Genomic DNA, 12,645 nt, shown 5'->3' with positions numbered 1-12,645 from the left:
TTCAGGGTGTAGCGTATTTTTTATGCATAGTTTTCTTAATAGTCCTTTAAGCATTGGTTCATTACAGTTGTCGAATCGTTTAATTCAAGGTCCATTAGCAGGTTTTAGCTGCGCACCTTTTCGCGAATTATTTATGAAGCACAAGCCTCCTGCCTATTGTGTTAGTGAAATGATTTCCGCACACGATACATTATACAAACATAAATCCAATTCACGTTATCTTTTTCGCTCCCTACAAGAAGGATTGCTTTGTTATCAAATTGCCGGCAATGATCCTGCTATGATGGCTGAAGCCGCCGTACGATTGCAACATTATGGTGCTGATTTACTTGATATAAATTGTGGTTGTCCTAAAGGTAAAATTCGTAAAAAGGGCGCCGGGAGTGCCTTGCTCGATAATCCACACCAGCTTAGTACTATTATAGCTGCAATCCGACCTCGAATTAGCATCCCTATTACTGTAAAAATTCGTATTCAGAAAAACGATCAGGATCTCACTCTGGCAAAGATGATAGAACAATCCGGTGCCGATGCACTTATTGTTCATGGACGACATTGGTCAGAAGATTATGACAAACCATGTGATTTCGAGCAGATAAAACGAATTAAACAAGCAGTCACTATACCTGTGATTGCCAATGGAGATATCAGCAATCAGGAAACTCTCCTTGGAGCAATTTCTTTAAGTGGCTGTGATGGCTATATGATAAGTCGTGCAGGCACGGGCAGACCTTGGATTTATCAAAACTTACTAAATGATGAGAAGGTTGATATTGATGATAACCAACTTAAAACAGTATTTATGGACCATTTGTTAGGTCTTGCACGTTTGGAAGATGACTATAAAGCCATGCTTCAGAGCAAATCACTATTTCGTTATTATTTTAAAAACAGATTGACTCCTCAACAATTACAAGATTTTTACGCTCTACAAACATTAGTTGAGATTGAGAAGGCGCTGAAAAAATTGCTATTGCTCGATAATTAATAATGGTGCTCTCAACAACCTAATAAATTTTCAGTGTCAAGACTGTTTTTTAAAAATTTATTTGGCTATCATGACAAACCCTGCAGAACTATTCTCTTTTAGCGTCTTGTGGGTAACCTTAATCTTTTTTAATCTACCTGTTATCCCAATTTTCTAATACCAAGTCTGTCACACCAGATCCAGTGCGGGTTAAATGCTATTCAACTTGTTCTGAGGTCCGTTTCTTTTATCCACAAAATCTGTGGATAAAACTGTGTATAGCTTGTATGAGGTGCCACCTCATAGCAGCTGAAAAGACAATCGCTACTTTAATGGATGCCTCGGACAAGCCGAGGCACGTAGGGCGGAACTATAGAGAGGTAATCTCTACTTGTCTCTACTTGCCTCTACTTGCCTCTACTTGCCTCTACTTGCCTCTACTTGCTTCTACGTGTCTCGGCTTGTCCGAGACATCCAGAAAATTTCTCTTGTGGGCCTGGGCTCATATTTGGATAAAGCGATCCAATCTACGTTAGATTGTAAATGAAGTTTCCCTAACCCTAGGCGATGCTGCGCCCGCCATCAACGCTCAAAATTTGCCCCGTTATAAATGGATTTTCCACTAACGCCAATACAGCTTGGGCAATAAAGCTCGGATGACCGTGGCGTTTCAAGGGTGTTTGCGACACAATTTTTTGTTGAATTTCAAGATTAAGCGCATTGCCATGCTCAGGCCACATAATGGCTCCCGGCGCCACCGCATTAACACGCACATCAGGAGCAAATTCTCTAGCTAATGCTTTTGTTTGCATGACTAATGCCGCTTTGGTTTGACAGTACACCGCATAATCTTTAAGCGGTTTTTCAGCATGAATATCCGTAAGATTAATAATAACTCCTTGATGTTTCGCTAAATGGGAACACGCTTCCATACTTAAAAAAAACGGTAATTTCACATTGGTATCGAATAAGTCATTCCAATGAGCCTCATCCGGTTTTATCAACATAGTCCGGTTGAAAATAGAGGCATTATTGACTAATACATCAAGACGCCCACCCCATACTAACGCTGCGGCGATAAGCTTATTGGCAGCATTTTTTTCATTTAAATCCTGAGAAATAACCAAAGCACTGTCCGGATGTTGCTCATTAAGAGTCGCTGCAAGCATTTGAGCATCGCGCAAAGATTGATGACAATGGATAACTACTTTAAACTTCGCTTCATGTAGTTTAGAAACAATAGCGGCTCCAATCCTCCTTGCAGCACCGGTCACCAAGGCCACTTTTACTGCGTGTTTATTGGCTTGAGTCAAAATATGTTTCCCCATTTATAGTTAATCAGTTATGAACTTATCTTCCCTAATACGTGAACAAATTCAACAGCAAGGCGATCTACCCTTTGTTGATTTTATGCAACAGGCCTTATATCACCCCTATTATGGCTATTATAGTGCTGGTCTACAGAAATTCGGAACCCAGGGAGATTTTGTGACAGCACCTGAGCTAACCCCCTTATTTGGCTATACCGTTGCCAATCAATGTCAACAAATCCTTAAAGAACTTGAAGAACCCATTTTATTTGAATTTGGTGCGGGTTCAGGCACACTTTGTGTTGATATTATGCTACAACTTGAACGCTTAAATTGTCTTCCTCATAATTATTGTATTTTAGAAGTTAGCAGTAATTTAAAACAACGTCAGCAAGCCCTTATACAGGAAAAAATTCCCCATTTATTTTCGCGTATTACCTGGCTTAAACGCTGGCCGGAAACCGCCTTTAAAGGAGTTGTCATCGCCAATGAGGTACTCGATGCCATGCCTGTTCATCGTTTTCTACAAACGAAGGAGGGGTTACAAGAAAGCTATGTGACCCAGGATGCTCAAAATAATTTGGTCGAAATTTTTAAACCTTGTACTAATCCACGTTTGATAAATCATGTTGATAATGTATTGTCTAAAGACTTTTCTCCTTATCTATCAGAAGCCAATTTGTTTATCGATAATTGGATTAAGCAATGCTTTCTGATGCTTGAACAAGGTGTTGTGTTCTTAATTGACTATGGTTTCCCACGACATGAGTATTATCATTCCGATCGCAATACAGGAACCTTGATGTGTCATTACCGTCACCATGCTCACCCTGATCCATTAATTCATCTTGGTGAACAAGACATTACAGCCCATGTTGATTTTACCCATGTTGCTGAAGCAGGTTATCATGCCGGCTTTCATGTTGCAGGCTATACCAATCAAGCCTCTTTTTTGCTGGCGAATGGTTTGTTAAGCTTGCTTAATGAACTGAGTGACGATTCACTTCGCGTGCGAGCAAATCAAGCAGTGAAACAGCTGCTGCAACCCAGTGAAATGGGCGAATTATTCAAAGTCATTGCCTTAAGCAAACACATTGAAATTCCTTTACTGGGTTTTCAACTGCAGGACAAACGAGCGAGTTTATAATGAAAAAATATTTAACCACAGTCGAACTGCAAAAAGAATCCATGAAATTTTCTGCAGGCCATACTACCATTTTTTCCGCGACAGAACGCGAGCCTCTCCATGGTCATATGTATGGTGTTTATTTGGCTCTAACAACCTGGGTTGAAGAGAATGGAATGACTTTTGATTACCGTTATTATAAAGAACGTATCCATAAGCTCTGTCGTCACTTGAATCAAACTTTTTTAATGCCAGAATATTCACCATTTCTGCAGTTCGCCGAGGATGAAGAGTATTATTACTTCACATTTAATCACAAAAAAATTCCTTTCCTGAAAGAAGATGTAACTCTTATGCCATTAACAAACATTACCGTTGAAGAACTCTCCCGGTGGTTTGTGCAAGAATTAATTAAAGACAAAGAAGAACTTGATAAACATCGCATAGAAAAAGTAGTGGTCAAAGTATTCTCCGCTCCAGGACAATCTGCAAACCACGAATGGCAACGTCCGCGATGACATCGATGGATAGCGTCTATAAAATCTGCATTCCTAATACTTATCGCGATTTTTTTGACTACTTGAGTCCTCAACCACTCTGCATTGGTGCGCGTGTTTGGGTACCTTTTCGCAAGCAAACTCGTTTGGGGTTTGTCATCGGCGAACAATTATCAAGCGATTACAGCAAGCTTAAAGCTATTTCTGAGATTATCGATGAAACACCGTTATTAACCCCTACGATTCTTGAGTTATGCCAATGGGTCTCTCATTATTATCAAGCCCCTTTATCGGAAGTTATTCCTTTAGCCCTGCCCAAAAACTACCGTCTTGGTCACCCCTGTCAATTACCCACCGACGATTATTTTCAACTCGCAATGCCCTTAGAGGATGCCTATCACTTGATTGGGACCAGGGCTCACAAACAACGCGCACTTCTTAGTTTTATTCAGGAGAAAAATAAGGCCATCAATAAAAAAAGAATACTGCAGGAAGGTTTTAGCCAGGCGCAATTGACTAATCTATTGGCATTAAATGTATTAACCCATAAACAAGAAATACTTCTTCCTGTCTCAGGGTCACATCAATCAGAAGCGCCTTTGCTTTTGAATGCAGAACAACAGGCTGCCGTGCACACAATAGCTTCTCATTTAAATGATTATCATTGTTATTTATTACAGGGAATTACTGGAAGTGGTAAAACTGAAGTGTATTTACAAGTCATTGCCGCAGTCTTGGCGCAAGGAAAGCAAGTGCTTATCTTGGTTCCTGAAATAGGTTTAACCCCGCAATTGCTGTCTCGTTTTACAGCTCGTTTTAATGAACCCATGGTCGTTATTCACTCCAATTTAAATGAAACAGAACGGCAACATGCCTGGCAACTGGCCAGTGACAATCTGGCCAAACTGGTTATTGGGACTCGCACCGCCGTCTTCACACCCATGCCAGCTTTGGGATTAATTGTTATTGATGAAGAGCATGATACCTCGCTAAAACAGATGGATGGCGTACGCTATTCGGCACGCGATACGGCGTTGATGCGCGCGCACATGACAAAGATTCCTATTATCTTAGGCTCTGCAACCCCAAGTCTTGAAAGTTTGAACAATTGCATCCAAAACAAATATACTCTATTACGCTTAACGCAAAAGGCACTGAATGCCACACCCTTGCATTATCAAGTTATCGATCTTCGCAATATCCCTCTGCAACAAGGATTAGCTCCACAAACATTAAAAATTATCGCATCACATTTGCAGCAGGGTAATCAAGTATTAGTGTTTATTAACCGTCGTGGTTTCGCGCCAGTGCTATTGTGTCACCATTGTGGATGGATGGCAGACTGCAAAACCTGCGACAGCCATTTGACTTTACATCGTCAACTTGGACGCCTGGTTTGCCATCACTGTGGCCGAACAGAAACTATCCCCTCACAATGCAAGTCTTGTCACAATAAAGAATTAATTCCTATTGGGGCAGGTACGCAACGTGTTTATGATTATTTAAATCAACAATTCCCAGACACTAAAATTTTACGTATTGATCGCGATGAAGTTCAGAAAAAAAATGCACTGGAAAATTATCTCGATAGCATTCACCGCGGAGAGGCTCAATTAATTGTCGGCACACAAATGTTAGCGAAAGGACATCATTTTCCTAATCTCACTTTAGTTGTCGTTCTTGATACGGATGCAGGTTTTTATAATCAGGATTTTCGCTCGCTTGAACGTTTAGGGCAATTATTAACGCAGGTCTCAGGTCGGGCTGGACGGGCAGAGTATCCAGGACAAGTTGTGATTCAGACCCATTTACCACACCACCCGTTGCTAAATATACTTATACAACAAGGGTATGATCCTTTTGCTCATGCTTTATTAACGTTACGACAACAGGCAGAATTACCCCCCTATCATTTCCTGGCATTGATTCGGGCCCAAGATAAATCAGCCACTAAAGTATTACACTTTTTGCATACTTTGAAAGAACAGCTGTTGATGCAGGGAGTTACTACCTTGGGTCCGGCACCCGCACCATTATCACGCAAATCCAATCAACATCGTATGCAATTGCTCTTAAAATCATCCTCCCGCAAAACGCTGCAAACCAGATTGACGCAATTAAGGGAGTGGTTAACAATAAGAAAATTAAATAATCATGTTCGCTGGAATGTGGACGTCGACCCTATGGATTTATCATGACCGAAGAAAAAATAGCCGTGCACCAAAGAACTTTTGCTATTGAGTGGGGCGACATGGATGCCCTGGGTCACGTTAATAACGGGCGTTACTTCGACTATTTTCAGCAGTCTCGTATTGAATGGCTAGAAAGCCTTCATTTAGATATGAAGCAACATATTGGCCCTGTGGTTATCCATGTTGCCTGCACTTTTTTAAAGCCTATCATCTATCCTGCCACCCTAACCTTAGTAAGCAGTGTGCATGGTCTTGGCAATTCCAGTATCATGATGGACCATGAAATCTATCAAAATGAGATTCTGATGACCCAGGGAACAAGTAAAATTGTATGGGTTAATTATGTGGAAAATAAATCTGTCCCCATTCCTGACAGTATTCGTAGTTTGTTTACCCCAAAATAATCATCGTTTAGGAAAATAGTATGACAATGGTCGCCGAACAATTAATTTCTCATACCCAGAACACAGAATCCTTAGAGGAGTGTGCAGAAAAAATTGCAATGCGATTAAAGCAGGAAAGCAAATCGCAAGACGTGCTAGAACAGCAATTACGTTTACTCAATCAACTTCAAGAATTTGACTTTGGTCGCTTTCTTATCCAAAACCGGGGTATTAATGGTTATTGGACACATTATATGGTGACTCATCCTTTCTATGGCCGAAAAACTGGCAAGAACAATCGTGGAGAAACTTTTACATCTTTAGAAAAATTTATTCTAGATAAAGCACCCACCATGCTGGCTACCCAGGAGCGCTTTGAAATTTTTCAGCGTGAAAATCAGAAGGCAGTTAAAAATGGAGCCACATTGGCTTGCATACCTTGCGGCACGATGAGTGAATTGCTCTATTTAACATTAAACCAAGCACAAGATATTCGCCTTGTTGGCATCGATTATGATTGTGAAACCTTTAAGGACGCGCACAATCTGGCAGACAAGCTTAACGTATCCCAACCACTCGAACTCTGTCGTGCCGACGTCTGGCATTTAGACATTCAAAATGAGTTTGATTTGATCTCAAGTAATGGCCTTACCATTTATGAGCCAGACGAAGAAAACATCCTTGCCTTGTATCAAGTATTTTATAAAGCGTTAAAACCGGGTGGCAAACTAGTGACTAGTTTTTTAACTCCCCCACCCATACTGACTGAAAATTGTGAATGGAATATGGCAGCAATTAATACACAGGATTTAATGCTACAGCGAACACTATTTGTTGATATTTTAAATGCAAAATTTCAATGTTACCGTTCCACAGAGCAGACCAGGAATCAATTGAACAGAGTGGGCTTTGAGAACATTGAGTTCTTCTATGATAAAGCAAATATGTTCCCCACCGTGGTGGCTTATAAAAAATAAGCGAGTCCAAGCTCGCTTATTCCTCAATAATTACCGCTCATCACACACGGTGTAATAACCATGTCGATAGGGATTACTGCGAGAACGAAAAACATAATCACGGCATTGCTGACCGCGATCATCGGTATAGCGTTTGTCCAAGCGAAATGCAAAATCTTTGAAATCCATATCTTGCTGCCACTCCCGTTCTTGACGAGCGCGATCTTCTGCTTCCATCTTGTTGAAAAATTTACTAAGCTTGCTGGCATATCCTACGGAGAGGAACATGCTCGCAAGGAGAAGGAAAACAATTTTCTTCATATTCGATCCCAAAAAAAGCAAGACGGACAATATTAAACCATAAATTTAAAAATTAACCAATTTTATTGCTTTAAAATAAACCTTTATGGCAAAATAATTAACTTTTTGGTGAAATATATTTAAAACAAGGAGCTGTTATGGCAGGAAAGCTATCAAAATTATCAATTATCCTCTTTTTTTTAAGTGCATGCCTTTATCTGGTGCTTCTTCCTTTTATCCATTACCCACTAAACACCATTATAAAACCTATTCCGATTATCCTGTTGATAATCATCGCCTGGCAAACCACGGCCGATCAAACCACTAAAACTTTCCTCATTATTGCCTTGATTTTATCCTTATTGGGTGACATCGTATTAACACTACCCGGCGAGCTGGCTTTTAAACTCGGTATTCTTTCATTTTTATTAGCCCATAGCGCCTATATCAGTTTGTTCCTTAAAGATGCACAATTCCGATTAAATCGCACGCTGTATTTTCTTCCCATCTTGTTATTTATCCTCGGAAGTTATTGGTTTATGAGTCCACATCTTGAACAAATGCTCATTCCGGTGACGATTTATCTTTGCTTTTTAGCCATTATGGTTTTTACGGCCTTTCAAGTACAACAGCATCCTGTATTAATTATTGGTGGTGCTTGTTCATTCTTATTTTCTGATTTTATTTTTGCATTGACTCAATTTGTTCTTGGTGAGAGTCATTACACGAATATTTTAATCATGTTTAGTTACTATCTAGCACAATTACTTTTAGTTCTTGGGCTTATCCAACGTCAAACTGGTTTAAAACCGGCTTGAGATTAGCTAATAATTGATGACTTGGGGTTAGCGTCTATCAAGACATTAACCTCATGAGTCAGCTTGAATGAGTATTAATTACAGTTAATGTTACAATTGTCACTCTCAGATTTAGCATATAATTTGTCTTCGCAGAATTGCACTAAACCCTTCAGACTATATTGATCAAGCAGACTAGAAAATGAGGGTGTTAGCACATCAATATTATTCTCTTTGATGAAAACGTGCACCGCTTCCCCATATTGTTTCATTTTACGCTCAATACGCATATTCCAGGTACGGTTTACCGTTTGATTGGACGTTGAAGCATGCCCTTGTAAATCTTTGCGCACCGCGATTGCTGCGGTTTCCCCTTTTTTGTTAACAATAGTATCTTTCTCTGGAGAGTTAAAAATTAATGAATCAAGTCCTTTTCTATCAGTAGTATCCTCAATAAAATGCAGTCCTAACATTAATCGAGCCGGCAATGTAGGTGATCTCACGTAGGTAATATTTATTTCCTGAAATTTATGAGGCATTTCCTGACCCTGTTTTTTCATATGCTCTATAACGTTTGGAACATAATCGCGAGTAGTGGGTGTTGACAATTGCATCGCACCATAAACAGCAAAAAAAGTGCAGCTGGCTCCTTTTTGCATTTTTAAATCAGATTCAAAAATTTCAATATTAGCTAATGGGGAAATCGTTTTAACGAAATTCTCTGTAATTAGAACGTTATAAGGAATTAGCTGAGGGGATGGATCAATATGAACATATCTGACTGTTGGCGGCTGAGTCGATTTATCAATTTCAAATTCACCATAACAACCGTGTCCTTGAAAATATACAATTTGGAATTTAGTAATTTTTTCAGAGGTTTCGTTCTCTAATAATTTCTTAATTTGTTCCGCCATTAACTCAACCTGTTCTCCTTTGTTAATGACAAAAACAGAGTTTGGATAAGGCTTTGTACTCATTTTAGCCGCTAATATTAAAGCTATATCTTGACCTCGAATTAACCCTAATTTAGTAAAAAGATAATCAATTCGTTCCTCTGCAAGTTGCTTTAAAATCAAATAGTTTTGACTAGTTGTAAAGCCCGGAAAAATCTGAATTATTTTTTTATAATATTCCTCAAACTTGGGTGTTACTATTTGAGAGAAAAGCGTAGGAGCATTTTGCAATATCCAGGACAATATCTCTTCATTTTTTGTATCCAGGGCAATGTCAATCAAGTTTTTTCTTGCGTAAGCATTATAGAAAGACCCATTAATATTCCATCCTTCTTGTAAAAGAAGATTTGCGGCTTCATAATTTTTTTCCTCAAGAGCGATATCTATTAGCTCATCGTGCCTAGGGTCGACATACTCCATGTGATTACCTACTCGACTGGCTATAGCACCCTTCTTAATTAAATGAGTAGCCAATCTTATTTTGGTATGAGGGTTAATTTCAGGATGCGTAATTGCTACACATAAAAGAGTTTGACCATTAAATTCACTGTCAGGATTATTATACTCAGCATCAACCCACTGATACGTTTCAATGTATTGATTAATCCCTTCTTCATTAATATTGCCATCGCTGGTAAGAAGAATCTCTTTAATATCTTGGACCTTTCGCGAAGAGGATTTCTTTGAAGTAAAAAATCGATGTTTTAAATGATTGAAGATACTTTTCATAGTCTGCTCTCGTTCTCTATGCCTAAGATTATAGAGTCTTGAGCTAAATTATGACAAACTAACCAAAAATTTATTAATTATTGCCACAAAAAAACATTTAGTAGGTATGTTGTTTATAGTGGTAGAACAACAAATATCATTAGACTATAGGTTTACAACGGATGAAATTTACATTTCACAATAAAAACCGAGGCAGTGGAAAAATTCTCAAAGATGACTTCGACTCGCATAAACCACTACACCACCAATTTTTTGTGCATTTAGATCCATTAATAACTGTTCATATCCTGAATAATGAATATCCCAGGCTTTCTCATTAAATTGGTGAATAATTAACCCTCGCTTTTGTTCAAACTGGTGCAATAACGAGGTATACCAGCAGATAAAGTGCTGACTAAGATCAATGCTTTCTTTAAATTGCCATCCTGAGGATGATAATTGTCTTTTTAATTCAGGTAGAAGAATTGGAGAAAACTGTAGCGCTGTTTTTGACCAGGAAAATGGACTTTTAATAGGGATATTATCTTGCTTTGAATAATCAAATAAGACGAGACTTCCTTCCGATGCAGCCAGTTGAGACAATTGTTTGAGAGCTAGCTCCTGTGAGGCAAAGCAGTAAAAGGCACTTAAGCTATAAATGCATTGAAAGGATCGGTTCACCAGTGCCTTAGCCTGCAAAATGTCTTCACATACAAAGTCAATTTCAGGGTAATGCGCTTTGGCATAATCAATTAGATTTTTATCAATATCAATTCCAGTTATTCGTCCCCACCCCTGCTTTTGTACATAATGCGCAGTACCTCCCAGACCACACCCTACATCAAGAAAACAATGATCCTTATTTTTTGCAATGGACAATAGTGCCAATTCTATCGCTTCAATTTAACCGGGATGAGCAAAATCACCCTGTCTTAACAGCGTGAGTATCTATTTAGTATATTCCATGATTTAGTTACCACTCTAACCAAATTCATCCTGTTATGGGTAATTCTACCCATGCTTTTTTAAATGTCACGCAGCTAGAATTCTTGATCTACAAAATTATAGGTTTACTGAAAATATAAGGAGATATGATGCCCGGATTAAAATTTTTTAATGAATTAGAAATATCCATCCCATCGCTTTATTTTGAGCACGGGATTGTTTTTGATTGGCGTTACCAACCACCCATTGAGGAAAAGATATTTGAAAAGTTAAATCAAAACCTTCCAAAACTTGCTCAAGCCTGGAAAGAAAAGGGCGAACCTCTTTTAACAAACACGATAAAGTTGCTAGGACGACCTTTTTCCAGACAGACGCTTACTGCCTCATTGATATTAACTCCAGGGCAAAACTCTATTAGTAAACCCCTAATGATTCAAGCACTCCCTTATTTAGAGAATGAAGCGCAAAATTCATTGGATATTTTTGTATGTGAAGTTTATCGCGCATTACTTTCTCTTTATGTTGATGAGAATTTTGCTGTAGCTGGAGACATTTTCTCCCTGGACGTATTTCAAGGAGAATCAGAGGAGATCAAAAAAAATATTCTGTTATTAGTAATTATGCTTTCAGTGTATCAAACAACATTTCCTGCTCGTAACATCATTAAATCAGCCATTGACTCAATCAAAGAGCCCGCTATGCAACGTGCTTGGGATATATTAGAAACGCATCCTGATTCTTGTTATTTAATTTTAGAGCGTTTACCCGTCTATCAAATTCAATCAATTATTAGTAAGCAAGTATCTAATGTACCGACTATTTTCTTTGAACATGCCGAAGATCTTGAGAAAGGAATGAGTCCAATAGAAATGGAACGTTTAAACGCTTTTATAGCGGAGCTTAAAGCGCTTTGGCAAGAAAAAGGTACCCCTTTATTAATAGAAACGATCAAATTTTTTGATAAATCATTTCACCAGAATGAGTTGACTCTTTCTCTCTCCATTGATCCTAAAGGCAGACCTATGAGTCATCCTCTACTTGAAACTGTTCGAAGACAATTGCGTCTCCCAGATGAACCGCTACAACGAAGCCGCAATTTTGCTGTGTTTACAATCTATATGTTGTTATTGTTTCGTTATTCTACCCAGAATTTTCCTACTTTAGAGTCTGACAATCCATTCTATTTAAAGTTTGCTAATGAAGATTACGAGATAAAAAATCGTTTGTTTCCAGCATCTATCATGATGCATACCTACAAAGTGACTGGCAGAAGTAATGAGTTCGATGAAGTGGTCAAAGAGTTGAACTCCCCTGTGATGGATAGGGTTTGCAAAATCATCAACGAAGAAGGGGGCTATGAATTATTTCTTACAGAAGCACTTTCTTATACGTTAGCTCCACCCACCTATGGACTTTAAACAACTTAGAGCCTGAGATCTATTCTTAAATTATCTGGAGTCTTTATGCATGGCTCCATATTGTATTTATCAAGCGAGAGTAGTTTCATTCAT

12 protein-coding genes are annotated in these 12,645 nt (G+C 38.7%); 8 read left to right on the top strand and 4 right to left on the bottom strand.

Features of this window, described 5'->3' with window-relative positions:
* Positions 1 to 22: 22 nt before the first annotated feature.
* On the top strand, positions 23 to 988 hold the full coding sequence (locus LHA_RS00925; protein ID WP_045104878.1) for a tRNA dihydrouridine synthase: 966 nt from the start codon (positions 23 to 25) through the stop codon (positions 986 to 988).
* 539 nt (positions 989 to 1,527) lie between these two features.
* Here LHA_RS00925 and LHA_RS00920 read toward each other — a convergent pair.
* Positions 1,528 to 2,295 (bottom strand): pteridine reductase, encoded by a 768-nt coding sequence (locus LHA_RS00920; RefSeq protein WP_045104877.1) that lies wholly within the window; start codon positions 2,293 to 2,295, stop codon positions 1,528 to 1,530.
* A 16-nt stretch (positions 2,296 to 2,311) separates the two neighbouring features.
* On the opposite strand from LHA_RS00920, the gene LHA_RS00915 reads away from it, so the two are divergent.
* Genes LHA_RS00915 through LHA_RS00895 form a run of 5 tightly spaced genes read left to right on the top strand, consistent with a single transcriptional unit; the run spans position 2,312 to position 7,452 of the window.
* Positions 2,312 to 3,424: a class I SAM-dependent methyltransferase gene (locus tag LHA_RS00915; protein ID WP_045104876.1), complete on the top strand. Its 1,113-nt coding sequence runs from the start codon at positions 2,312 to 2,314 to the stop codon at positions 3,422 to 3,424.
* The gene (locus tag LHA_RS00910; RefSeq protein ID WP_045104875.1) at positions 3,424 to 3,921 is read left to right on the top strand and encodes a 6-pyruvoyl trahydropterin synthase family protein; all 498 of its coding nucleotides are present in this window, start codon (positions 3,424 to 3,426) and stop codon (positions 3,919 to 3,921) included. Before LHA_RS00915 ends, LHA_RS00910 begins: the two co-directional genes overlap by 1 nt.
* 5 nt (positions 3,922 to 3,926) lie before the next feature.
* A complete protein-coding gene (locus LHA_RS00905; RefSeq protein WP_045107316.1) occupies positions 3,927 to 6,098 on the top strand; it encodes a primosomal protein N' in 2,172 nt (723 codons plus the stop codon).
* Complete coding sequence (locus LHA_RS00900; RefSeq protein ID WP_045104874.1) at positions 6,095 to 6,496, top strand: acyl-CoA thioesterase; 402 nt, start codon at positions 6,095 to 6,097, stop codon at positions 6,494 to 6,496. Before LHA_RS00905 ends, LHA_RS00900 begins: the two co-directional genes overlap by 4 nt.
* Positions 6,497 to 6,516: 20 nt before the next feature.
* Positions 6,517 to 7,452, top strand: coding sequence for an SAM-dependent methyltransferase (locus tag LHA_RS00895; RefSeq protein WP_102046619.1), 936 nt, complete (start codon positions 6,517 to 6,519; stop codon positions 7,450 to 7,452).
* Between the two features lie 30 nt (positions 7,453 to 7,482).
* Here LHA_RS00895 and LHA_RS00890 read toward each other — a convergent pair whose 3' ends face one another.
* A complete protein-coding gene (locus LHA_RS00890; RefSeq protein ID WP_045104873.1) occupies positions 7,483 to 7,752 on the bottom strand; it encodes a hypothetical protein in 270 nt (89 codons plus the stop codon).
* A 137-nt stretch (positions 7,753 to 7,889) separates the two neighbouring features.
* Here LHA_RS00890 and LHA_RS00885 point away from each other — a divergent pair, with 137 nt between their 5' ends.
* Positions 7,890 to 8,549 (top strand): lysoplasmalogenase, encoded by a 660-nt coding sequence (locus LHA_RS00885; protein ID WP_045104872.1) that lies wholly within the window; start codon positions 7,890 to 7,892, stop codon positions 8,547 to 8,549.
* 74 nt (positions 8,550 to 8,623) lie between these two features.
* Here the strand turns inward: LHA_RS00885 and LHA_RS00880 are convergent, their stop codons facing one another.
* Both LHA_RS00880 and LHA_RS00875 read right to left on the bottom strand, forming a co-directional pair.
* Entirely contained in the window at positions 8,624 to 10,210 is a 1,587-nt protein-coding gene (locus LHA_RS00880) for a hypothetical protein (RefSeq protein WP_045104871.1), read from the bottom strand.
* Between the two features lie 207 nt (positions 10,211 to 10,417).
* Entirely contained in the window at positions 10,418 to 11,077 is a 660-nt protein-coding gene (locus tag LHA_RS00875; RefSeq protein WP_045104870.1) for a class I SAM-dependent methyltransferase, read from the bottom strand.
* 206 nt (positions 11,078 to 11,283) lie between these two features.
* On the opposite strand from LHA_RS00875, the gene LHA_RS00870 reads away from it, so the two are divergent.
* A complete protein-coding gene (locus LHA_RS00870; RefSeq protein ID WP_045104869.1) occupies positions 11,284 to 12,552 on the top strand; it encodes a hypothetical protein in 1,269 nt (422 codons plus the stop codon).
* The last annotated feature ends 93 nt before the right edge of the window (positions 12,553 to 12,645 follow it).

It is taken from the genome of Legionella hackeliae (assembly GCF_000953655.1).
GTDB classification, from domain to species: Bacteria; Pseudomonadota; Gammaproteobacteria; order Legionellales; family Legionellaceae; genus Tatlockia; species Tatlockia hackeliae.
This window is presented reverse-complemented; position numbering and strand designations above follow the sequence as displayed.